This window comes from Streptosporangium sp. NPDC001681, assembly GCF_040298085.1.
Classification (GTDB): Bacteria; Actinomycetota; Actinomycetes; order Streptosporangiales; family Streptosporangiaceae; genus Streptosporangium.
Window position 1 is genome coordinate 35,052 of sequence record NZ_JBEOZN010000042.1, and the last position, 23,068, is coordinate 58,119.

General features: G+C 70.0%; 21 protein-coding genes and 1 riboswitch. Of the genes, 17 read left to right on the top strand and 4 right to left on the bottom strand.

Annotated features, from left to right (window positions below; all coding sequences use genetic code 11):
• The first annotated feature begins 270 nt into the window (after window positions 1–270).
• From ABT130_RS20520 to ABT130_RS20545, 6 genes are all read left to right on the top strand, one after another.
• Window positions 271–798, top strand: a complete 528-nt coding sequence (locus tag ABT130_RS20520; protein WP_350957401.1) for a SigE family RNA polymerase sigma factor — start codon at window positions 271–273, stop codon at window positions 796–798.
• Entirely contained in the window at window positions 795–1,973 is a 1,179-nt protein-coding gene (locus ABT130_RS20525) for a hypothetical protein (protein ID WP_350957370.1), read from the top strand. Before ABT130_RS20520 ends, ABT130_RS20525 begins: the two co-directional genes overlap by 4 nt.
• A gap of 157 nt (window positions 1,974–2,130) precedes the next feature.
• On the top strand, window positions 2,131–3,741 hold the full coding sequence (locus ABT130_RS20530; RefSeq protein WP_350957373.1) for an ABC-F family ATP-binding cassette domain-containing protein: 1,611 nt from the start codon (window positions 2,131–2,133) through the stop codon (window positions 3,739–3,741).
• Between the two features lie 63 nt (window positions 3,742–3,804).
• Window positions 3,805–4,623 (top strand): hypothetical protein, encoded by an 819-nt coding sequence (locus ABT130_RS20535; protein ID WP_350925576.1) that lies wholly within the window; start codon window positions 3,805–3,807, stop codon window positions 4,621–4,623.
• A 185-nt stretch (window positions 4,624–4,808) separates the two neighbouring features.
• Window positions 4,809–6,635 carry an RNA polymerase sigma factor gene (locus tag ABT130_RS20540; RefSeq protein WP_350957376.1) on the top strand — a complete coding sequence of 609 codons (1,827 nt, stop codon included), beginning with the start codon at window positions 4,809–4,811 and terminating at the stop codon, window positions 6,633–6,635.
• A gap of 217 nt (window positions 6,636–6,852) precedes the next feature.
• Window positions 6,853–8,142 carry a C40 family peptidase gene (locus ABT130_RS20545; RefSeq protein ID WP_350925580.1) on the top strand — a complete coding sequence of 430 codons (1,290 nt, stop codon included), beginning with the start codon at window positions 6,853–6,855 and terminating at the stop codon, window positions 8,140–8,142.
• 62 nt (window positions 8,143–8,204) lie between these two features.
• On the opposite strand, the gene ABT130_RS20550 is transcribed toward ABT130_RS20545, so the two are convergent.
• Window positions 8,205–8,702 carry an inorganic diphosphatase gene (locus ABT130_RS20550; RefSeq protein ID WP_350925582.1) on the bottom strand — a complete coding sequence of 166 codons (498 nt, stop codon included), beginning with the start codon at window positions 8,700–8,702 and terminating at the stop codon, window positions 8,205–8,207.
• Between the two features lie 127 nt (window positions 8,703–8,829).
• On the opposite strand from ABT130_RS20550, the gene dacB reads away from it, so the two are divergent.
• The 11 genes from dacB to ABT130_RS20605 all read left to right on the top strand — a co-directional run bounded on the left by dacB (window position 8,830) and on the right by ABT130_RS20605 (window position 18,981).
• Complete coding sequence (gene dacB / locus ABT130_RS20555) at window positions 8,830–10,191, top strand: D-alanyl-D-alanine carboxypeptidase/D-alanyl-D-alanine endopeptidase (RefSeq protein ID WP_350957379.1); 1,362 nt, start codon at window positions 8,830–8,832, stop codon at window positions 10,189–10,191.
• 51 nt (window positions 10,192–10,242) lie between these two features.
• Entirely contained in the window at window positions 10,243–11,337 is a 1,095-nt protein-coding gene (locus ABT130_RS20560) for an Rv3626c family coenzyme F420 biosynthesis-associated protein (protein WP_350957403.1), read from the top strand.
• Window positions 11,338–11,433: 96 nt separating this feature from the next.
• Window positions 11,434–12,447, top strand: coding sequence for a tRNA lysidine(34) synthetase TilS (gene tilS / locus ABT130_RS20565; RefSeq protein WP_350957382.1), 1,014 nt, complete (start codon window positions 11,434–11,436; stop codon window positions 12,445–12,447).
• A gap of 12 nt (window positions 12,448–12,459) precedes the next feature.
• Window positions 12,460–13,017, top strand: a complete 558-nt coding sequence (gene hpt / locus ABT130_RS20570) for a hypoxanthine phosphoribosyltransferase (protein ID WP_350925588.1) — start codon at window positions 12,460–12,462, stop codon at window positions 13,015–13,017.
• Between the two features lie 279 nt (window positions 13,018–13,296).
• Window positions 13,297–15,306: an ATP-dependent zinc metalloprotease FtsH gene (gene ftsH / locus ABT130_RS20575; RefSeq protein WP_350925590.1), complete on the top strand. Its 2,010-nt coding sequence runs from the start codon at window positions 13,297–13,299 to the stop codon at window positions 15,304–15,306.
• Between the two features lie 2 nt (window positions 15,307–15,308).
• Entirely contained in the window at window positions 15,309–15,890 is a 582-nt protein-coding gene (gene folE, locus ABT130_RS20580) for a GTP cyclohydrolase I FolE (protein ID WP_350925592.1), read from the top strand.
• A 311-nt stretch (window positions 15,891–16,201) separates the two neighbouring features.
• Window positions 16,202–17,053, top strand: coding sequence for a dihydropteroate synthase (gene folP / locus ABT130_RS20585; RefSeq protein ID WP_350925594.1), 852 nt, complete (start codon window positions 16,202–16,204; stop codon window positions 17,051–17,053).
• Window positions 17,050–17,490 (top strand): nuclear transport factor 2 family protein, encoded by a 441-nt coding sequence (locus ABT130_RS20590; RefSeq protein ID WP_030905684.1) that lies wholly within the window; start codon window positions 17,050–17,052, stop codon window positions 17,488–17,490. Before folP ends, ABT130_RS20590 begins: the two co-directional genes overlap by 4 nt.
• Window positions 17,491–17,675: 185 nt before the next feature.
• Complete coding sequence (gene folB / locus ABT130_RS20595; protein ID WP_350925727.1) at window positions 17,676–18,038, top strand: dihydroneopterin aldolase; 363 nt, start codon at window positions 17,676–17,678, stop codon at window positions 18,036–18,038.
• Complete coding sequence (gene folK / locus ABT130_RS20600; RefSeq protein ID WP_350957384.1) at window positions 18,035–18,532, top strand: 2-amino-4-hydroxy-6-hydroxymethyldihydropteridine diphosphokinase; 498 nt, start codon at window positions 18,035–18,037, stop codon at window positions 18,530–18,532. The genes folB and folK overlap by 4 nt, the downstream gene beginning before the upstream one ends.
• A complete protein-coding gene (locus tag ABT130_RS20605; RefSeq protein ID WP_350925599.1) occupies window positions 18,529–18,981 on the top strand; it encodes a DUF3180 domain-containing protein in 453 nt (150 codons plus the stop codon). The genes folK and ABT130_RS20605 overlap by 4 nt, the downstream gene beginning before the upstream one ends.
• Before the next feature lie 9 nt (window positions 18,982–18,990).
• Here ABT130_RS20605 and ABT130_RS20610 read toward each other — a convergent pair whose 3' ends face one another.
• The 3 genes from ABT130_RS20610 to ABT130_RS20620 are packed head-to-tail and all read right to left on the bottom strand — an operon-like array spanning window position 18,991 to window position 22,714.
• Window positions 18,991–20,157, bottom strand: coding sequence for an acyltransferase family protein (locus tag ABT130_RS20610; protein ID WP_350957386.1), 1,167 nt, complete (start codon window positions 20,155–20,157; stop codon window positions 18,991–18,993).
• 17 nt (window positions 20,158–20,174) lie between these two features.
• Window positions 20,175–21,356: an NADH-quinone oxidoreductase subunit D gene (locus ABT130_RS20615; RefSeq protein ID WP_350925603.1), complete on the bottom strand. Its 1,182-nt coding sequence runs from the start codon at window positions 21,354–21,356 to the stop codon at window positions 20,175–20,177.
• Window positions 21,357–21,373: 17 nt separating this feature from the next.
• Entirely contained in the window at window positions 21,374–22,714 is a 1,341-nt protein-coding gene (locus ABT130_RS20620) for an aminotransferase class V-fold PLP-dependent enzyme (protein WP_451935214.1), read from the bottom strand.
• 52 nt (window positions 22,715–22,766) lie between these two features.
• Window positions 22,767–22,882, bottom strand: a riboswitch (SAM riboswitch).
• Window positions 22,883–23,068: the final 186 nt, after the last annotated feature.

Sequence of the window (23,068 nt, forward strand, 5' to 3'; positions counted from 1 at the left end):
CATGTCGAGGTTGGCCGGCCCACCTGCGAGCCATGACCCCTTGAACGGTGAACCTGGCCCCCGTTGGGGAGGGGATGTGCCCGGGCTGTCAGGTGCATGCCGGCCACGGGGCGATGTCGCAGGTGCGGTCGGGAAGCGAGGGACCTTGGCTGCTCATGAGGGGTAGCGCTCCGTCCCGCTTCGCCGGGAAGGATGTCAATCCGCCGTCCTGAGGCAACCTGATCGCGGGACAGGCATGGAATAGGCATGCAGTCTGAGATCAGGAGTGTGATGGAGGAACCGCCACCGGAGCTCCATGCGGTGGCCGATCCGGCCGACGTCATCGTCACCGATTTGTTCATGACCCACCGTCTCGGCCTCGTCCGCTTCGCTTTTCTGCTGGTGGGGGACCAGGAAACGGCCGAGGACATCGTGCAGGATGCTTTCGCGGCGGTTCACCGCCGATGGAGCCGATTGACCGACCACGGTCAGATGCTGCCCTATCTGCGGACGGCCGTGCTCAACGGTTGCCGCATGGTCCACCGGCGCCGGGCGATCGCCCGGCGTTTCGGTGGTGATCGGAAAGTGCCGTTCTGGTCCGCGGAGGCCGAGGCTCTGCTGGGGGAGACCCGTCGCGAGGTGTTTCTGGCCGTGCGCGCTCTGCCGCGCCGTCAGCGTGAGGCGGTGGTGCTGCGCTACTACCTCGACCTGTCGGAGGGGGACATCGCCGAGGTCATGGGTGTCAGCCGTGGAACGGTGAAGTCGACCACATCCCGCGCGCTCAAGACGCTCGCTGTGAAACTGGAGGAGGAGCGATGACTTCGCAGATCGAAGACCGGCTCCGCGACGCCTTTACCGCCGGGGCCGGACTGGTGGGTGCCGAGACCCTGCGCCCCTCCGACCAGGCGGTACGGCCGAAGGCCGTTCGTCGCCTTCGCGGATCTCTTCGCATGGCTCCGCTGCTGGCCGCTCTGGCCGTCGTGGTGGTGAGTGTCGCCGTCGCGGCTGGGTTGCGTGGGTCGGGTCCGGTACGGCCCGCGCTGGAAGGTTTGTCCGGCCCTCGTTTCCTGCTGACCGCCGGAAATGACGGGTTGATGGTCCGCGACGCCCACAACGGTAAGATCACCGACCGGGTTGTGATGCCTCGATCCCCGGAGGGAAGCACCCGGGGCGTGCCCGGCGGATATCTGCTCGCCGGAACCGGAGAGGGCAGAACGTTCTACGTGGCCCAGAGCGTGCGGTCCCGCCAGACGACGGTGAGCACCACGTGGTTCTACCGGCTACGGATCGACGAGCGGGGGAAGGTCACCGAACTGGCACGCGATGTGATCCCCCCGGTGACCGGTACGACCGCGTCCTCCCTCGCCGTCACGGACGACGGCACCCGACTGGCCTACAGCGTCGACGGCAAGGTGTGCGGCAAGGGCAAGACGCTGCGCTTCTGTCCCGGAGCCCGGCTCACGGTCGTCGATCTGCCAGCCGGGACGACGCGCACCTGGACGACGAGCGCCGCCGGAAACCTCTGGAGCCTGTCGTGGGCGGCCGACCGCCGCACGCTGGGCTTCGTGGTCATGTCTCAGGCCCGGGTCCTTGACACGACCGCCGCCGGTGACACGCTCGGAACCAGCCGGACGGTGGCTCAGGGGGTGGACGCCCCGGAGGCCGCGGCGATCAGCCCGGACGGTCACAGGATGCTGGTCGGCCGTAAGTACCTGTCCGACGGCCGGGGACCGCACCGCTACACGATCGAGGAGTACTCCGTCATGGACGGTCGGAGGATCCGTACGCTTTTCAGCGCGGAGCACCCCGACAGGAACATCCCCTGGTGGAACCTGATCCGCTACGACGCCACCGGGCGCCACCTGCTCTTCAAGGGGAACCTCTACCCGCTGAGCAGGCTGGACGACGGTCAGGTGACCGTCCTCGTCCATCCGGAGCCCTTGGACCCGGGTTTCCCGGATGCCGCGCCGCAGGAGATCTCGGCGGCCTGGTAACGCTGGTCCGCCCCGAGTCATGATCACAAACCGCGTGGCGTGGTATCGGGACCGCCTGATCTCAGGCGGTCCCGCAACCGCCGTACCGGGAAAACGAGGATGCCCGTGGGCGAAAACGACGGGTACCCTGCGCGAGGGCCTAGGAAAGGGAATTGTCGTGGGGCACGTTGAGGTTGGCCATCTGACGTACGTTCTGCCGGACGGGCGGCCGTTGCTGGACGATGTGTCCTTCCGGGTCGGCGAGGGGGTCAAGGCGGCGCTCGTCGGGCCCAACGGGGCGGGTAAGACGACGCTGATGCGGCTGATCGCGGGTGACCTGCAGCCGGTCGACGGGAGCGTCGCCAGCTCCGGCGGCCTGGGGATCATGAGGCAGTTCATCGGCAGCATCCGGGACGGCCGGTCCGTGCACGACCTGCTGGTCAGCGTCGCCCCTCAGCGGGTGCGGGAGGCGGCGGCGAAACTCGAGGCCGCCGAGCTCGTGATGATGGAGCGCGAGGACGAGAAGGCCCAGATGCGCTACGCGCAGGCCATCACCGACTACAGCGACGCCGGCGGCTACGACATCGAGGTGCTCTGGGACACCTGCACGATGGCCGCGCTCGGCATGCCGTACGACAACTGCAAGTACCGCGAGGTCAACACGCTGTCGGGCGGTGAGCAGAAGCGGCTGGTGCTGGAGGCGCTGCTGCGCGGCCCCGACCAGACGCTGCTGCTCGACGAGCCGGACAACTACCTCGACGTGCCGGGCAAGCTCTGGCTGGAGCAGGCGCTCCGCGAGACCCCCAAGACGGTGGTGCTGGTCAGCCACGACCGGCAGCTCCTGGCCAACGCGGCGGACCGGATCATCACCGTCGAGTCCGGCAACATCTGGGTCCACGGCGGGGGGTTCGGCGGCTACGCCCAGGCGCGCAGGGAGCGCAACGAGCGCCTCGACGAGCTGAAGAAGCGCTGGGACGAGGAGCACGCCAAGATCAAGCGGCTGGTCCTGATGCTCAAGCAGAAGGCCAAGTACATGGACACCATGGCCGCCGCCTACCACTCGGCCCAGACCCGGTTGCGCAGGTTCGAGGAGGCCGGGCCGCCGGAGGCGGCGCCCAAGGAGCAGTTCATCAGCATGCGGCTGAAGGGCGGCCGGACCGCCAAGCGGGCGGTGATCTGCGAACGGCTTGAGCTCACCGACCTGATGAAGCCGTTCGATCTGGAGATCTGGTACGGCGAGCGGGTCGCGGTGCTGGGTTCCAACGGCTCGGGCAAGTCGCACTTCCTGCGCCTGATCGCCGGGGAGGAGGTCAGGCACACCGGGGTGGCCAGGCTCGGCGCCCGGGTCGTCCCCGGGCATTTCGCTCAGACGCACGCCCGTCCAGAGCTCATCGGCCGGACGCCCTGCGAGATCGTCATGACCGAGCACGCCCGGCTCAAGAACGAGGCGATGAAGGCGCTGTCCCGATACGAACTGGCCGGAACCATCGCCGAGCAGCGCTTCGAGACCCTCTCCGGCGGCCAGCAGGCCCGGCTGCAGATCCTGCTGCTCGAACTGTCCGGCACCACCCTGCTGCTGCTGGACGAGCCGACGGACAACCTCGACCTGGCCAGCGCCGAGGCTCTCCAGGAAGGGCTGGACGCCTTCGACGGGACCGTGGTCGCCGTCACCCACGACCGTTGGTTCGCCGATGACTTCGACCGCTATCTGGTCTTCGGTGCCGATGGAAAGGTCTACGAATCATCCGAACCGGTATGGGATGAGACCAGGGTGGTCCGCCAGAGGTAAAGACTCGGGTCGTTCCCGGCGCGTCGGAGTGGGAGGGGTACCGCCACCGGTTATCACGGCTAGGTGACGCACAGCACCCGAATCGTCGGCGCCCTCGCCCTCCTCCTCCTCATCGGAAGTGCCGGATGCACCGATGAGGAGGAGAAGCAGAAGCGGGCCGCCGCGCTCCAGCCGATCGCAGTCAGGGAACAGGCATCGTCCATCGTCAAGGGTGACGATGGGTATGTGGTGAACTGGGCAGGAGTGCTGGCCAACACCAACCCGTGGCACTTCGGCGAGCACATCGTGGCCACCGTGGTGGCCAAGAACGCCGAGGGCAAGGAGGTGGTCCGGCTGGAACAGCCGCTGGACGCGGTGCCTCCCGCCGGAACCCTGCCCTTCACCGGCCAGGTGGTGACCCAGGACAAGCCCGCCGCCGTGAGCATCGCGTACCGCCCGGCCCGCTGGCACCTGGCCGGCCGGATCGTCTCGGCCTTCCAGCCCTTCCCGGTCCGCGGCGTGCTGACCGACCGCACCGCCGACGGCAACTATCTCGTCACCGGCTACGTCGGCACCCCGTACGTGATGCCGACCCGCAGCCTGGCCGTCACCGCGCTGCTGCGCGACAAGCGGGGCAAGCTGCTCGGCGGTGGGAGCACGTTCGTGGACAACCTCCAGGCGGGTGAGAACCGCCGGTTCATCCTGCAGATCAAGAGTGTCCAGAACACCCGCGACATCGCCTCCGCCGAGGTGACCGCGCGCACCTGGGGGTCGAGCAGCCGCCCCTTCGAACAGCTCGCCCTCGGCGGCGCGCTGCCCCTGCACACGGTCAAGCCGAAGATGCCCCCGTTCGCCAAGGACCGGGGCAGGCAGGCCCCGCTCGCGAATGCCGGCCACCCGTGATCGGGAATCCTCTCCATGACATACCGATAAGCGCGATTAATTCAGCTAAATGGCCATTCTTCAACATTTATGACTACGGGTCGCGAGGGGTGATTTACTGGATTCATTGACTCCATGGAGACAGTTGGAGTCACTGTGCAGAAATGGCTGGAACTTATAGTTGTCAACCGTTTACCTTCGGTTGCATGACTGACGGTGTCCTGGTCGAAGCACTGCGTGCGAGGGAACCCGCGGCCCTTTCCGGCCTCTACGACTCGTATGCGGAAAGCGTCTACCGATACTGCCATTCAATGCTCGGCACCTCGGCGGGTGCGGAACCGGCGTTCCTCGACACCTTCGTCGCGGCCGAGGCCCATATTCACGCGCTCACCGACTCCCGTCGGCTGGAGGCGTGGCTGTACGCACTCGCTCGGGGGGAGTGCGTACGGCGCGATCCTGCCGGGGAGCCTGACCCGCAGGTCCCCGTTCCGGCGGACGCCGGTGAGGCGGACCTGCGGGTGATGGCGTGGAACGCCACCCGAAGCCTGTCGCCCGAGGACCGGGAGGTCCTCGACCTGAGCTGCCGGCACGGATTCGGGCCCGTCGACCTCGCCGCGGTCCTGGGCGTCACCACCAAGGTCGCGGCCGCGCGGTACGAGTCGGCGAGGGAGCAGCTGCGCGACGTCGTCACCGCGGAGGTCCTCGTCCGCAAGGGGCCCCACGACTGCGCGAGCCGGGCCCGCATGCTGGCCGGCTTCACCGGCGAGCTCACCACGCGGACGCGCGAGCGGGTGATCCGCCACGTGAACCGGTGCGACACCTGCGCCCCGCACCGGGTCAGGCAGGTCTCCGCGGCCAAGGTCTTCGACCTGCTCCCGGTGGTCGCGCCGCCGCCGACGCTGCGCGCGCGGGTGACGGACTGCTTCACCGACCCCGCGCGGATCCCCTACCGGCACGACGTCGCCCACCGGGTCGGCCCCCTCGACGGTGCCGGGTTTCCCGCCGGTACGGCGCGCGGAGGTCGTCGCCGGCCCTACGTGATGGCCGGTACGGCGGCCGCGGTCGCCGCGTCGGTGGCGCTCGCTCTGCTCCTCACCCAGACCACCCTCCGGTCCGAAGACGCGAGCCCCGGTGTCGCCTCGGAGGTGTTCTCGGCGTCGGCGGAGCCTCCGGCCGCCCAGCGGCCGGATGAGCACCAGAGGCCGGGGGAGTACCGCGGGTCCGAGGAGCCCGGCCGGCCAGGGGAGCACCGACGGGTGGACGCGCCGCAGGCGCCGGCGCCCGTCCGCGCGGAAACGGCCGTCGGGTGGACCGGCTCGCCCGGAGTGACGGAGCCGGTCGGCGTCACCGGGCCCGGCCCCGAGATCGACCGTCGGGTGCCGGTGCCGGGCCCGACCGGCCACCCGGCGGAGACCCCGCCCCCACCACCGGGCAACGGGCCTTCGACCGGCGGGCCTTCGGGTGGCGGGCCGGTGTTGCCGGGGGCTCCCGGGGCCGGTGCGCCGGACAGCCGCCTCCCGCACCGTGACCACCACGGACACCGGTCCTTCCGCCCCTGCCGCGACACACGGCGATCGACGGACCCGGGCGGCCCGCAGGCGAGCCCGGCGCCTTGGCGGGGCGGCCCGAGGCCCCCGCGAGGAGAGCACAGGCCACCCCGGGTGACCCCCCGGCCCCCTCAGGGGGCTCCGGGACCTCCGCAGGCGGACCCCCGGCCGCCACGGGCGAATCCTCGGCCGCCGTATGCCGGTCCCATACCGCCGCTCGCCGATCCGCAGGCTCCGTCCGCCGGCCCCGGGCCGTCGCGGGGAGACCTGAGACCTCCGCGTTCCGGGCCGCGGGGAGACCTCGGCCGGCCGAGGGCCGCTCAGCGGCGGTCCCCGGACGCCTCCCGGCCGGCATTCACCGGATCGAATCCCGCTCCACCCGCGCAGCCCGGCTCTCCCGCGTTCTCCGGCCCTTCCACCTCACCGGAAGGGCCGGTCACGCCCCTCGCCGAGCGGCCTCCGGGCGGCAGGACGCCGGCCGTCTGAGCGTCGAGACGCTTTCGGCATCCCTTCGGCGGTACGGGCCGAGCCCCTCACGAGCGGCGGTATTGTGGCGGGCGGTGACTACGTGGCGTGAGTGCCATGTGTGCGTAGAGTGACGAATGGGAATGTTGAGGTAGGCCGCCTGGCACGCGGCGACGCGCCGCGTTCCGCGGTGAGACCGCGGCAAGCGGTGTTTCAGGGGGACTCCGGGGGGAGACGCATGCATTCAGTCAGACGGCGCCGCCATGCCGCCGCAGTGGCGGGCCTGGCCTGCTGCCTGATCGCCGGACAGGGGCTCCCCGCCGGCGCCGTGCCCGGCCGGTCGGGACCGGCCGACGACGCCGCGCCCGGCGGCGTGACGGGCCCGTCGGCCGACGAGGTCGCCGAGGCACGGGCCATGGCCCGTGAGCGTGGTGAGAGGCTCGGCGAGACCACGGTCCTGGTCGCCGAGGCACGGGCCAGGCTGGAGGAGCTCGTCGCCGACGCGGAGAGGCTCGTCGAGTCGTACAACGGGGAGCTCGTCAAGACGGCTCGCGCCAAGGAGCTCTCCGCCCAGGCGGCCGAGCGGGCGAAGACCGCCGGCTCCCAGGTCGCCAAGGCCCGCGAGGCGGTGGCCGCGATCACCGCCCAGAGCTACGGCGGGCTGGACATCGCCCAGCCCATGATGGCCATGATGACCGGCAACGGCGGACCCACGGACGACGGCTACCTGCGCAGGGTCAGCATTCTGGCCCACATGGGTGGGGGGCAGGCCGAGACGCTCAAGCAGCTGCGGGAGTCCCAGGAGGTCTTCGCCATCCTCCAGGCCCAGGCGGAGGACGCGTACGCCGAGCAGCGGGAGGCGCAGGCGGAGGCCGAGGAGGCGAAGCAGGCCGCGGAGGAGGCCGTCGCCAGACAGGTCGACGAGACCCGGCGGATCGAAGAGGAGCAGGCGCGGCTGGAGAAGCTGGCCGACGAGGCGCGGAGTACGGCCGAGAAGCTCGCCAGGGAACGCGAGGTGGCCCTGGAGCAGGCCAGGATCGCCAGGGAGAACGCCGAGCGTGCCCGATACCAGGCGGCCGCGATGCGCCGCGAGGCGGCTCGGATGGGAGTGGCCTCGGGGGAGCCCGTGTCGCGCTGGGCGCTCAACGTGACCGCCGAGTCGGCCAGGGGCGACATCGCCGCCGACTGGGCGCTCACCCAGCTCGACAAGCCGTACGTGTGGGCGGCCGACGGGCCGGCCGCCTACGACTGCTCGGGGCTGACCATGCGGGCCTGGGAGCGGGTCGGGATCGACATGGACCACTGGACCGGCACCCAGTGGACCTCGGGCCCGCACGTGCGGCTCAGCGAGCTCCGCCGGGGCGACCTGCTCTTCTACGGGCAGGTCACGGGGAATCCCGGAGACATCCACCATGTGGGGATCTACGTCGGCCGGGGGCTGATGGTGCACGCCCCGCAGACGGGGGACGTGGTCCGGGTCGCGCCGATGTGGCGCAGCGACCTCATCGGCGCGACCCGCCCCGCGTGAGACCTGTCCGGTGTGACGGCTCAGCGGTGGTTCAGCGGCACTGAGCCGTCACCCGTGGCGGCTCAGTGCTTGTCGGAGGCCTCGTCCTGGGCGCGCTTGATGGAACGGACGATCTCCTCCTCGGCCTCCACCCTGCCGACCCAGTTGGCGCCCTCGACCGACTTGCCGGGCTCCAGGTCCTTGTAGACCTCGAAGAAGTGCTGGATCTCCAGGCGGTCGAACTCCGGCACGTGGTGGATGTCGCGGATGTGCTCCATCCGGGGGTCGGTGGCGGGGACGCAGAGGACCTTGTCGTCGCCGCCCTTCTCGTCGGTCATGCGGAACATGCCGACCGCGCGGCACTTGATCAGGCAGCCGGGGAAGGTCGGCTCCTGGAGCAGCACCAGGGCGTCGAGGGGATCACCGTCCTCGCCCAGCGTGTCTTCGATGAAGCCGTAGTCGGCGGGGTACTGCGTGGAGGTGAAGAGCATGCGGTCGAGCCTGATGCGGCCTGACTCGTGGTCCACCTCGTACTTGTTCCGTTGCCCCTTGGGAATCTCAACGAGAACGTCGAACTCCACCGCGTTTCCTCCACTCAGACCCCCGGGCACCCCCGGTTGGGCGTTAATGTCTCGTAGGCGTTTTATGCCTTTTGGCTACTGACGATGAGAGGTCGGCGACGTAATGGTAATGCGGCGTGAGCGGTGGGTGGCTTTGGTCACTCTCGTCCTGCTGCAGATTTTCGTCGTCGCGGCCGGGGCACACCTGATCACCAGCGGTGTGCTGGTCAAAGGTGAGTCCGAGCGTGTCGCGTCGGCGGCGCCGCCCCCCGTCCCGGTCATCACCTCGGGTCCGGTGCTGGCCGCGGGGGGGAACGGACCTCTCCCCGCCAAGGGTACTTTGGCAGGGCGGTTGACCGAGGCGTTGGGGGACCCCGCTCTGGGCGGAAGCGTCGGAGCCGTGGTCATCGACGCGGAGACGGGCGCCACGCTGTTCGGCAGCCACGAGAGCAAGGGCATCACTCCCGCCTCCACCACCAAGGTCGTCACCGCTGTCGCCGCGCTGGCCTCGCTGGGGCCCGACACCACGCTGAGCACCCGGGTGGTGCGGGGCTCCTCGCCGGGCTCGATCATCCTCGTCGGCGGCGGCGACCCCACCCTGGCGAGCCCGAGAACGGCGGCCGGCCAGGTCTATCCCAGGCCCGCCTCGCTCGCCACCCTCGCCTCGCGCACCGCCAGGGCGCTGGCGGCGGCGGGGACGTCCAAGGTGACGGTGGCCTACGACGACTCCCTCTACGTGGGGCCGCGCACCGCCGCGTCGTGGAAGCCCGGCTACGTGCCCGAGGGCAGCGTGGCCCCCGTCACCGCGCTCATGGTCGACGAGGGCAGGATCTCCAGCGGCGACCAGAGAACCTCCGACCCCTCCCGCGCGGCGCACAGCGCGTTCGTGTCGCTGCTGTCGAAGTACGGCATCACGGTTTCCAAGTCCGCCAGGCGGTCCACGGCGCCGGCCGGTGCCAAGGAGATCGCCAGGGTCGAATCCGCGCCGGTCTACGCCCTGGCCGAGCGGGCGCTCACGCTCAGCGACAACGACCTCTCCGAGGCGCTGGCCAGGCACGTGGCGATCAAGGAGGGCGAGCCCGCCTCCTTCGACGGCGGCGCCCGGGCGGTCGGCAAGGTGCTGGCCAGGCTCGGCGCCGACAAGGGCGTGCGGGTCTTCGACGGCAGCGGGTTGTCCCCCAGGAACCGCATCACCCCCGAGGCCCTGGCCCGCCTGGTCGCGGTGGCGGCCTCCCCGGCCAACCCCGGCCTGAACCCGATCGTCAGCGGCATGCCGGTCGCCGGCTTCAGCGGCACCCTTGGGCACAGGTTCGACAAGACGCGCTCCGCCTACGGGCTCGTCCGTGCCAAGACGGGCACCCTGGACGGGGTCAACACGCTGGCGGGTATGACCACCACGCGTGCCGGACGCCTGGTGACCTTCGCCTTCATGGCGGACGACGTCCCACCCGGCTGGGGCAAGGCGGAGGCGGCCCTCGACAGGCTCGCGGCGGCGGTGGCCGCCAGTTGATCAAGGGTTCCGGGTGCGCGGCCCGGGAAGGGAGCACGTACGGTGGACGGTATGCAGGTGATCGACTGGGATCTTGCCGTAGCGACCGGAACGCGCCTGGTGCGCCCCGGGCCGCAAGTGAGCCGAGAGGAGGCCCGGCAGGCCGTCGCTGATCTGCGGCGGCTCTCGCGCGAGGCCGAAGGGCACGTTCGCGAGTTCACCCGAATCGACACCGAGACCGCGCCGCAGCCCGCGACCGTCGTCGACAGGCCCGGCTGGATCAAGGCCAACGTCGACGGGTTCCGGGTGGTGCTGGAGCCGCTCACCGAGCGGATGGCCGCCCGCGGTGGCCAGACGCCGGCGATCGTGGGCGCGGTGGGCTCACGCGTCACCGGGGTCGAGGTGGGCGCGGTGCTGGCCTTTCTCGCCTCCCGTGTCCTCGGGCAGTACGAGTTGTTCCTGCCGCCGGACCCGACCGGCCAGGCGGCCACGGGGCGCCTCACCCTGGTGGCACCCAACATCGTCCACGCCGAGCACGAGCTCAACGTCAACCCGAGTGACTTCCGTCTCTGGGTCTGCCTGCACGAGGAGACCCACCGGGTGCAGTTCACCGGGGTCCACTGGCTGCGCGAGTACGTCAGGACGCAGACGACGGACTTCCTGCTGGCCTCCGACATCGACCTGCCCGCCCTGCTGGAGCGGCTCCGCTCGGCCGCCGGCACGTTCACGGACGTCATCAGGGGCGGCGAGGGCAATCTGATCGACGCGATCCAGACGCCCGAGCAGAAAGTGATCCTCGACCGGCTCACCGCGGTGATGACCCTGGTCGAGGGGCACGGCGACTACGTCATGGACGCGGTCGGCCCCTCGGTGGTCCCCTCGGTCGCCGACATCCGGGCCAAGTTCCACCACCGCCGCGAGGGTGGTTCCCGCTTCGACCGCACGATCCGCAAGCTGCTCGGCCTCGACCTCAAGATGAAGCAGTACGCCGAGGGATCGGCCTTCGTCCGCACCGTCGTGGGCCAGGTGGGCATCGACGGCTTCAACAAGGTCTGGACCTCGCCCGAGACCCTTCCCACCCAGGGAGAGATCTCCAAGCCCGAGCGGTGGATCGCCAGGGTGATCGACGCCCCGGCCATCTCCGAGGCCAGCGGCACTCCCGGCTGAGGTGTCCGTCCCCCGGGAGAGCCCAGGGGGGCACGTGGGGGACGGCGCCGCCTCGCGCGGTGCCGCACCCCCGTCCGAGGCCGGAGAATGGCGAGCATGGGTCCGCATCCCGCCGTCGCAGACGTCCGCCGTGCCGTACGGCACGCGCTGGGCGACCTGGAACCGGGCGAGCTGGTGCTGGCCGCGTGCAGCGGTGGCGCCGACTCCCTGGCCCTGGCCGCCGCGCTGGGTTTCACCGCGCCCAGGGCCGGGCTCCGCGCCGGTCTGCTGACCGTCGACCACGGCCTGCAGGCGGGCTCCGGGGAGCGCGCGGCCGACGTGGTACGGCTCGCGCCCGGTCTGGGGCTCGACCTCGCCGAGGCGCTCGCGGTCTCCGTCGGCACCTCGGGAGGTCCTGAGGCGGCGGCCAGAGCGGCCAGGTACGCGGCTCTGTCACAGGCCGCCGAGCGGCTCGGGGCGGCGGTCGTGCTGCTCGGGCACACCAGGGACGACCAGGCGGAGACCGTGCTGCTCAGGCTGGCCAGGGGGAGCGGTACCCGGTCGCTGGCCGGGATGCCCGCGCGGACCGGTGTCTACCGGCGGCCGCTGCTGGAGCTCGGCCGCGCGACGACGGTGGCGGCCTGCGCGGCGCTCGGCCTGTCCCCGTGGGACGACCCGCACAACCTCGACGCCCGCTACGCCCGGGTCCGGGTCCGCGAGCGGCTGCTCCCCGCCCTGGAGGACGAACTCGGCCCCGGCGTCGCCGAGGCGCTTGCCAGGACCGCCGACCTCTGCCGTGACGACGCCGACGCGCTCGACGCCTGGGCCGCCGAGGTCTACGCCCGCGTCGCGGTACGCGATTGCGCTCTTAGCGATATCGGAGTGGTGACGATGGCCGTACGGGACCTGGAACGCCTTCCCGCGGCCGTGCGCCGCAGGGTGCTGCGGAGAGCGGCGATCGACGCGGGGGCGCCGCCCGGCACTCTCGCGGCCTCGCACGTCCTGCAGGTGGACCGTCTGGTCACACAGTGGCGGGGACAGCGGCGGATAGAGGTGCCCGGGGGGGTGGGGGCGATCCGCCGGTATGACACCCTGATACTCGCCAGACAGTCAATCAGCCCCGTTTCGTAAGGAAAATCCCAGGTGGACGCAGCCGACATGGGCAAGGACCTCTCGAAGGTCCTCATCCCCGAGGAAGAGCTCCAGGCCAAGATCAAGGAGCTCGCGAGCCGGATAGACGAGGACTACGCGGGCAGGGATCTGCTGATCGTGGGCGTGCTCAAGGGCGCGGTCATGGTGATGGCGGACCTGGCGAGGGCCCTGCACGTGCCGGTGCAGATGGACTGGATGGCGGTGTCGTCCTACGGAGCGGGCACCAGGTCGTCGGGCGTCGTGCGGGTGCTCAAGGATCTCGACACCGACATCGCCGGCCGTCACGTGCTGGTCGTCGAGGACATCATCGACTCGGGCCTGACCCTGTCGTGGCTGGTGCACAACCTGAAGTCGCGCAACCCCGCCTCGGTGGAGATCTGCGCAGCGCTGCGCAAGCCGGACGCGGTCAAGGTGCCGATCGACGTCAAGTACGTCGGTTTTGACATTCCCAACGAGTTCGTCATCGGTTATGGCCTCGACTACGCCGAGCGCTACCGCAACCTCCCCTTCATCGGAACTCTCGCGCCGCACGTGTATGGAGCGGAGTGAAAAGTACGCCCTGCGCGAAGTGTGTCATTCACAAACGCGACATTGCCCATAGCGGCGGGGAACACGGACCTACCTGACGTACGTTGGTAGGGAAAGCCGGTGCTGTCCGCGCGGTGACCCCGCACGCCACGCCGGTGTACCTTCGGACGACCGAAGAGGTGGCCTCCGCCGCTTTCGGACAGTCAGTTGGAGCGGTTAGGGATACCGCGAACCCCGGGTCCGCCCGGGGTTGCCAGGCTCTGGTCAGGAAGGGACGGGCCCGCCGGGGTTCCGCATCGGATGGATCTCAAGCGATTTACACGTGGGCCACTGCTGTGGATCCTGGGCATCGTCGTTCTGCTGCTTCTCGTCACCACCATGTGGGGCGGCGACGGCAACTTCGAGAAGAGAGACACCTCTCAGATCATCAGCTGGATCGATGAGGGCAAGGTCTCCAACGCGAAGATCATCGACAAGGAACAGCGCATCGAGGTCACGCTGACCGACGGCAAGCGCTACTACTCCTCGTGGGTGACCGGCCAGGGCGTTCAGCTCGCCGACCAGCTCCAGACCGCGGTCGGGGCGAAGAAGCTGGACAAGGGCTACAACGTCGACGTGCCCAAGGAGAACTTCCTCCTCAGCCTCCTGGTGAGCTTCCTGCCGATCGTCTTCATCGTGCTGATCTTCCTGTTCATCATGAACCAGATGCAGGGCGGCGGCTCCCGGGTGATGAACTTCGGTAAGTCGAAGGCCAAACTCATCACCAAGGACACTCCGAAGACCACCTTCGCCGACGTCGCGGGTGCCGACGAGGCCATCGAGGAACTCCAGGAGATCAAGGAGTTCCTGCAGGCCCCGGCCAAGTTCCAGGCGATCGGCGCCAAGATCCCCAAGGGTGTGCTGCTCTACGGCCCGCCGGGAACCGGTAAGACCCTGCTCGCCAGGGCCGTCGCCGGTGAGGCCGGGGTGCCGTTCTACTCCATCTCCGGTTCCGACTTCGTGGAGATGTTCGTCGGCGTCGGCGCCTCGCGAGTCCGCGACCTGTTCGAGCAGGCCAAGGCGAACGCCCCGGCGATCATCTTCATCGACGAGATCGACGCGGTGGGCCGCCACCGCGGCGCCGGTCTCGGTGGTGGTCACGACGAGCGCGAGCAGACGCTGAACCAGCTCCTCGTCGAGATGGACGGCTTCGACGTCAAGGGCGGCGTGATCCTGATCGCCGCGACCAACCGGCCCGACATCCTCGACCCGGCGCTGCTGCGCCCCGGCCGTTTCGACCGCCAGGTCACCGTCGACCGCCCCGACCTGGAGGGCCGCAAGGGCATCCTCAAGGTGCACGGTCGCGGCAAGCCGTTCGCCGAGGGCGTCGACCTCGACATCATCGCCCGCAGGACGCCCGGTTTCACCGGCGCCGACCTGGCCAACGTGATCAACGAGGCCGCGCTGCTCACCGCGCGGGCCGACCAGAAGCTGATCACGATGGAGCTCCTTGAGGAGTCCATCGACCGTGTGATGGCCGGTCCCGAGCGCAAGTCCCGCGTCATGTCGGACCAGGAAAAGAAGATCATCGCGTACCACGAGGGCGGTCACGCCCTGGTCGCGCACGCGCTGCCCAACTCCGACCCGGTCCACAAGATCACGATCCTGTCCCGCGGACGCGCCCTCGGCTACACGATGACGCTGCCGATGGAGGACAAGTTCCTCGCGACCCGCTCGGAGATGATGGACCAGCTCGCGATGCTGCTCGGTGGCCGCACGGCTGAGGAGCTCGTCTTCCACGAGCCCACCACCGGTGCCTCCAACGACATCGAGAAGGCCACCTCCATCGCCCGCCGCATGGTCACCGAGTACGGCATGAGCGAGCAGCTCGGCGCCCGCAAGTTCGGCAGCGGCAACGCCGAGGTCTTCCTCGGACGTGAGATGGGTCATGAGCGCGACTACTCCGAGAAGATCGCCTCCACGATCGACGAGGAGGTCCGCCGCCTCATCGAGTCGGGCCACGACCAGGCCTGGGAGATCCTCGTCGAATACCGCGACGTGCTCGACAACCTGGTGCTGGAGCTGATGGAGAAGGAGACCCTCTCCCGCGAGCAGGTCCTGCAGATCTTCGCCCCGGTCGTCGTCAAGGAGAAGAGGCCCTCCTACTCGGGTTACGGCAAGCGGCTGCCCTCCAACCGCCCGCCGATCCTGTCCCGCAAGGAGCAGTCGGGCAACGGCTCGCTTCCCCCCGGTGAGCAGGTGACCGAGGGTAACGGTATCCTTCCCAACGGATCGGGCCAGCCCGACTCCGTGCAGAGGGACGGGAACTGAGTGTGAGTGTCAAGCCACTTCCGGTCGACACGGTCCGGCTGGAGAGTGCGGTCCGCGAGATCCTCATCGCCATCGGTGAGGATCCCGACCGCGACGGTCTCCGGGACACCCCGGCCCGGGTCGCCCGTGCCTACGCGGAGCAGTTCGCCGGGCTGGGGCAGACCCCCGAGGACGTCCTGACCACGGTCTTCGACGTCGACCACGACGAGATGGTGCTGGTTCGCGACATCGAGGTCTACTCGACCTGCGAGCACCACCTCGTGCCGTTCCACGGCGTGGCCCACGTCGGCTACATCCCCAACGAGAAGGGGCAGGTCACCGGCCTGTCCAAGCTCGCCCGCCTGGTCGACGTCTATGCCAGGCGTCCCCAGGTGCAGGAGCGGATGACCTCCCAGATCGCCGACGCGCTCATGGACGTGCTGGAGCCGCGCGGGGTCATCGTCGTGATCGAGTGTGAGCACCTCTGCATGACCATGCGGGGCGTCCGCAAGCCCGGTGCCAAGACGATCACCTCGGCGGTGCGCGGAAGCTTCCGCGACAGCGACAGGACCCGCGCCGAGGCGATGGCCCTGATCATCCGCTGATCTCGCAGAGCATCCACGGAACCCCGTCCGGACCGCCCTTCGGCGGCACGGACGGGGTTCCGCGTTACCGCCCAGAGAAATCCCCCAAGCCAACCTTGATCCGGCTAATATCGCCATACCCGGCAGGACCGGGTGCTCTGTGATCTTCGGATCGCGGCGGACACGCCCCAGGGTCCCCCCGGAGGAGGACGCATGCAGGCCGGATACCCCGACCGAAGGCCGTCCGCTCCGTGACGGGTGTACGAATTCGTGGTGGCACAAGCCGGACCCGCGAGACGGGCGGACGGTGCACAACGCCTAGGCTTGTCCGCATGACTACGTGGAGTGTGCCCGGGCTGCCGGACGTGGGCCGGTGTCTCGTGATGGGCGTGGTCAACGTGACTCCCGACTCCTTCTCCGACGGCGGCCGATGGTTCGACCCCGCGGAGGCCGTGCGTCACGGCCTGGAGTTGGTCGAGCAGGGGGCCGACATCGTCGATGTGGGGGGCGAGTCCACCAGGCCGGGCGCCGCGAGGGTGCCGCTGGAGGAGGAGGTGGCCAGGGTCGAGCCGGTCATCAGGGAGCTGAGCCGCGCGGGGGTCGCCGTCAGCGTCGACACCATGCGGGCCGAGGTGGCCCAGGTGGCGGTGGAGGCCGGGGCGAAGCTGGTCAACGACGTCAGCGGAGGGCTGGCCGACCCGGCGATGCCCAGGGTCGTGGCCGCCTCCGGCGTGCCGTACGTGGTGATGCACTGGCGGGGGCACAGCCACGCCATGCAGGACAGGGCCGTGTACGGCGACGTGGTGACCGAGGTCTGCCAGGAGCTCACCAAGCGGGTCGAGTCCGTGCTGGCCGAGGGGGTGGCGGAGGAACAGATCGTGCTCGACCCGGGGTTGGGTTTCTCCAAGAACCCCGACCACAACTGGGCTCTGATCGCGGGCCTCGACCGGCTCGCCGAGCTGGGCTATCCGCTGCTCGTCGGGGCCTCGCGGAAACGGTTCCTGGGGCGCCTGCTGGCCGCCCCGGACGGCACGCCTCGTCCTTTCAGCCGCAGTGACGACGCCACGCTCGCCGTGACCGCCCTCGTCGCCCAGGCGGGGGCCTGGTGCGTGCGCGTGCACGATGTCCGCCCGAACGCGGACGCCGTCCGTGTGGCTGCCGCAGTTCAGAGAGCGAGACCATGAGCGTCGACACCACCGCCGTCGAGACGGTCAACCAGGCCTTCTACACCGCCATCGAGGACGCCGACCTCGACAAGATGACCGAGATCTGGGCCGAGGACATCGATGGCGAGCAGGTGAGCTGCGTGCACCCCGGGTGGCCGATCGTGAACGGCCGGCAGGAGGTGCTGCGCTCATGGGCGCTCATCATGGCCAACACGCCCTACATCCAGTTCGTGCTGACCGACGTCCGGGTCATGGTCCTGGGCGACGTCGCCATCCTCACCTGTGAGGAGAACATCCTCACCGCGGGAGACGAGGGTGATTCCAGCTTCGCCGCGGGCAAGGTGGTGGCGAGCAACACCTTCGTGCGTACGTCCGCGGGGTGGCGGCTCTGGCTGCACCACGGCTCGCCCGTGCTGCAGGGTGACGACGACGAAGAGGAAGAGGAGGTGGCGTGAGCGAGCGCACCGGCGAACGGCCCGGCGGGAACGGTTCCAGGGCGGCCGGGGTACGGGCCGGTGACGGATCCCACGACCAGGAGCCCCTGCGGATCAACGACGGCGTCGCCGACCTGATCGGCGATTCACTCCAGGACCCACCGGGGGATCCGGCAGGTGCGGCGTACGGCCTGCCGTCGGACCGGGTGGCGGACCGGATCAGCCTGAAGGGGCTGCGGGTGCGCGGGCGGCACGGCGTGCTGGCGGCGGAGCGGGAGCTCGGCCAGGAGTTCGTCGTCGACGTCACGCTCTTCCTCGACACGGCGCCCGCGGCGGCCGGCGACGACCTCGGCAGGACGGTTCACTACGGCGAGCTCGCCGAGGATCTGGCGAGGGTCGTGGCGGGCGAGCCGGTCGACCTGATCGAGACCCTGGCTCAGCGCCTGGCCGATGTCTGCCTGGCCCGCGAGCTCGTCCGGTCGGCGGAGGTGAGCGTGCACAAGCCCGCCGCGCCGATCCCGCTGCCGTTCGACGACGTGATCGTGACGATCACCCGGAGCCGGGCATGAGGGTGGTCCTGGCGCTCGGCAGCAACCTGGGCGACCGTTTCGGCACCCTGCGGGGTGGGCTGGACGCCCTCCTCGCCGAGCCGGGGCTCACGCTCGTCGCGGTGTCGCCGGTCTACGAGACCGACCCGGTCGGCGGCCCGGAGCAGGGCGCCTACCTCAACGCGGTGGTGATCGCCGAGAGCGTGCTGGAACCCCTGGCCCTCCTCGATCGTGCTCAAGGTGTGGAGAACGCCTTCGGCCGGGTCCGGGTGGAGCGCTGGGGAGCGCGCACCCTGGACGTCGATCTGATCACCGTGGGAGACGTCGTCATGGACGACCCGGACCTGACCCTGCCGCATCCCAGGGCGCACGAGCGGGCGTTCGTGCTGGTCCCGTGGGTGCGGGCCGATCCGGACGCCGTCCTGTCCGGGCGCCGGGTGGCCGATCTGCTGGCCGGTCTCGACCAGGACTACGTGCGGCCCCGCCCCGAGCTGGCCCTCCAGGGGTCCGGGTGAGGCCCAGCCGTCCCGGCGTCCTCGTCGGGCTCTTCGTCGTGGTCACCATCCTCACCTGGGCGCTGCTCAAGCCGCTCTACGTGTCCCTGCCGACCGTGCCGTGGACGGCGATCCCGACGGTGCTCGTGCTGGCGATCGGCGAGGCCTACAGCGGGTGGATGACGAAGGCCAGGATCGAGCGCAGGCCCGACACCAAGCCCGTCGATCCCCTGGCGGTGGCCCGGCTGGCGGCCCTGGCCAAGGCCTCCGCGTACGCCGGGGCGGTCTTCGCCGGACTCTTCGCCGGATTCACCCTCTACACCGCCGAACTGCTCGACCAGAGGGTGCCCCGTCAGGACTTCTTCATCACCGGCGGGTCGATGCTGGTGTGCGTGCTGCTGGTCTGCGCGGCCCTGTACCTGGAGTACTGCTGCAAGGTGCCCAAGGACTCCGCGGACGACGACCGCTGAGCGGACGCGTCAGCGCCCCCTGGCCCACTTCCGGCCGAAGAGCATGATGACCGGGAGGGTGCACACCAGTGCTCCGGCGACGGCCAGGGGGCGTTCCAGCCACCAGAGCAGGTCGGGCCGGCCCCGGCTGCCCGGCCCGCTGCCCGCCAGCCACCAGGTCAGCGCCACCCAGATGGCCATGCCGGTCGTGTGGAAGAGGAAGAGCGGGAGCGCGAACCGGTTGACCGTCTCGTTCACGCGCTGCCACCTGGGACGGTCGAGCAGGCGCTCCATGGCCGGCCTCAGCACCTCCACCAGGCCGATCTGGAAGATCAACAACGCCACGATGACGAAGGTGGGCGGTGCCATGTTGGACAGCTTGTCGCCGGGCACGCCGACCATCGAACCCGGGTAGATGTCCGAGTAGACCAGGCCGAAGAGCGCGAACAGCCCGGTCCACAGGATGGCGACGTCGAAGCGGCGGGGAAGCGCCACCACCCTCGCGTAGAAGAACCCGGCCTGGTGGGCCAGCCCCCAGACAATGATCATGTTGAGCCAGCCCACGGCCTCGTACCCATAGCGCAGTCGCAGCACGTCGACGACGAGCGCGGCCCCGGCCAGCCAGATCAGGATCAGCACGTCGAAGCGCCGGTGCAGCCAGAGCGCGACCGGGAGCAGGGCGATCAGCATGAGGTAGACGCCGATGAACCAGAGCGGGCTGATGACGAGCAGGACCACCCGGTTCATCCACTTGATCCCGAACGCCCAGGTCACGACCACGCCCAGCACGATCCAGGTTCCGGCCAGCGCCAGCGTCGGGATCGCGAGGCCGCGGATGCGCCGCCACACGAAGGTGCCGATGCCCATCCCGTGCTCGTGGGCGCGGTTCCAGGACAGTAGGTGGACGTACCCGCCCACGTAGAAGAAGAGCGGCAACACCTGCAGCAGCCAGGTCAGGATCCACAGCCCCGAGGTGAAGCCCAGCGGGCTCGTCGGCGAGGGGCCGTCCGGCCCCCACTGGAGGATCGTGAAAGCCCAGTGCCAGAGCACCACGACGAGCAGGCTGAACGCGCGCAACCAGTCGACGTACCGGTCCCGCGGTGGCCTGCCTCCGGTCGGAGAACCGCCGGGATCAGCGGGGGACGCGGGTGTCATCGGGGGAGTCGCCTTCTCCTGGTCCCTGCCGGGTTCGATCATGTGCTCCTGACCGTGCCTCACTTGTCGATGTCGCCGACGACGAAGAACATCGAGCCCAGGATGGCGACCATGTCGGAGACCAGGTTGCCGGGGAGCATCTCGCGCAGCACCTGGACGTTGTTGAAGGAGGCGGACCGGAGCTTCATCCGCCACGGTGTCTTCTCCCCGCGCGAGACCAGATAGTAGCCGTTGAGGCCGAGCGGGTTCTCCGTCCAGGCGTAGGTGTGGCCCTCGGGGACCTTCAGCACCTTGGGCAGGCGCTGGTTGATCGGCCCCTGGGGCAGTTCGCGGAGCCGCCGCACGCAGGCGTCCGCCAGGTCCAGGGAGACCTTCACCTGCTCCAGCAGCACCTCGAACCTGGCATGGCAGTCTCCGGCGGAGCGGGTGACCACCTTCACCGGCAGCTCGCCGTAGGCGAGGTAGGGCTCGTCCCTGCGCAGGTCGAGGTCGACGCCGGAGGCGCGGGCGATCGGGCCGCTCACGCCGTACTGCATGACCGTCTCGCGGTCCAGCACGCCCACCCCGCGGGTACGGGCGAGGAAGATCTCGTTTCCGGCGATCAGGTTCTCGATGTCCGGCAGCCGTCGCCGCACGTCGGCCACGGCCGTCGCGACCCGGCCCAGCCACCCCTCGGGCAGCTCCTCCTTCAGGCCGCCGACCCGGTTGAACATGTAGTGCATCCGCCCGCCGGCGATCTCCTCCATCACGGCCTGGAGGGTCTCGCGCTCCCGGAACGCGTAGAACACCGGGGTGATCGCGCCGAGTTCCAGCGGGTAGGAGCCGAGGAACATCAGGTGGCTGAGCACCCGGTTGAGCTCGGCCATCAGCGTGCGTGTCCAGACCGCCCTGACCGGCACCTCCATGCCGAGCATCCGCTCCACCGCGAGGACGACGCCCAGCTCGTTGGCGAACGCCGACAGCCAGTCGTGCCGGTTGGCCAGCACGATGATCTGCCGGTAGTCACGCACCTCGAACAGCTTCTCCGCGCCTCGGTGCATGTAGCCCACGATCGGCTCGGCCGAGCTGATCCGCTCCCCGTCCAGGGTGAGCCGCAGCCGCAGCACCCCGTGCGTGGACGGATGCTGCGGCCCGATGTTGAGGATCATGTCCTCGGTCGCGAGCTCCTTGCCGCGCGCTTCCCGCACGGCGGCGGCACCCGCCCCCATCCCCACGCTCAGCTCACGGCGAGGCTCGTTCATATGCCTATGCTGTCACGTCAGCCGCGCGAGGCAAGATCCCGCAGTGCGGTGATCAGCCGGTCGACGTGCTCGGAGGTGGTGCCGATGCCGATGGAGGCGCGCACCGCGGAGGCGGTGGGGTCGTCGCAGCCGCCGTCCTTGGCGTCCAGCAGGTGCCGTACGAAGGGGTGGGCGCAGAACTTGCCGTCCCGGACGCCGATGCCGTAGTCGCCGGCCAGGGCCTCGGCGACCTCGCGGGCGGTGCGGCCGTCCACCACGAAGGAGACGATGCCGACGCGCGGATGGTCGGGCCCCCACAGGGACAGCTCCTGCACGCCGGGGACGGAGGCGAGGCCCGCGCGCAGCCGGTCGAGGAGGCGCTCCTCCTCGCGGACCAGCGGGGTCCAGCCGGTGGCGGTCAGGGCGTCGCAGGCCGCGGCCAGCGCGATGGCGCCCAGAACGTTCGGGGTTCCGGCCTCGTGACGGGTCTCGGGGTCGTCGTGCCACTCGGTCTCGTCGTCGTTCACCGCCTTCACCGCCCCGCCGCCCCGCAGGTACGGCTCGGCGTCGGCCAGCCAGTCGGAACGGCCGATCAGCGCGCCGGTGCCGAACGGGGCGTAGAGCTTGTGGCCGGAGAAGACCACGTAGTCCAGGTCGAGCGCGGTCAGGTTGAGGCGGCGGTGCGGGACGAGCTGCGCGGCGTCGACGAGGACGCGGGCGCCGTGGCGGTGGGCGATGTGGGCCAGCGCGGCGATCGGCCAGAGCTCCCCGGTGACGTTGGAGGCGGCGGTCACGACCAGCAGCTTGGGGCCTTCGACCGAGGCCAGGGCCTCGTCGGCGGCGCGGACCGCCTCGCCGGGGAAGGCGGGGGCCGGCAGCCGCAGGGCGCGCTCCCAGGGCAGCAGCGAGGCGTGGTGCTCGGTGTCGAAGACCACGGCGGTGGTGCCCTCAGGCAGACTGCGGGCCAGCAGGTTGGTCGCGTCCGTGGTGTTCCTGGTGAAGATCACCGAGTCGTCGGGACGGGCACCGACGAAGGCGCGTACCGTCTGCCTGGCCTGCTCGTAGCGGGCCGTGGTCAGCTGGGACGCGTACCCGGCGCCTCGGTGGACGCTGGAGTACGCCGGGAGCGCGGCGGCGACGGCGGCGCTCACCGGCTCCAGACAGGGGGCGCTCGCGGCGTAGTCGAGGTTGGCGTATCGGACGAGCCTGCCGCCCCTGACCGGAACCTCCAGGTCGGAGCCGAGCACGGCGGGGATCGGCCGGTCGCCGGACGTACGGGTCGCGGGGACGGTCACCGGGGTGGTCCCGAGGGCGGTCGCGGGGGTGGCCGCGTCGGCTGCGTCGGCGGCGGTGGCGGTGAAGATCGTCAGTGCGGACACGCCAGGGCTCCTTCGAGGTCATCGGACCCCAACCCATGGCATAGGTGCCTGGAGCCCGCGCTTGTCCGGCACACCTCGTGCCGGACCAGGTCCTCACCCGGGGCACCCCGCCGCGGACGCGAGGGTTGCCGGCCAGCGAGCCGGGGCTTGTCACTGGCACTCATGACCTACGGGGGAACTATAACCGACGTCTGGCGGGAATTCGCAAGTGCTGTCTCTCATGTTCGGGAACTCATGAGGAGTCCCGTTCGTCTGGGCAGTGAGCCTGGTGGAGCCGGGCGGCTGGTGATGTTTGTCCTGGTAGTGGCTGAATAATGCCGAACGACGGGTCTCGTCGTGCCGGTGGTGATCAAG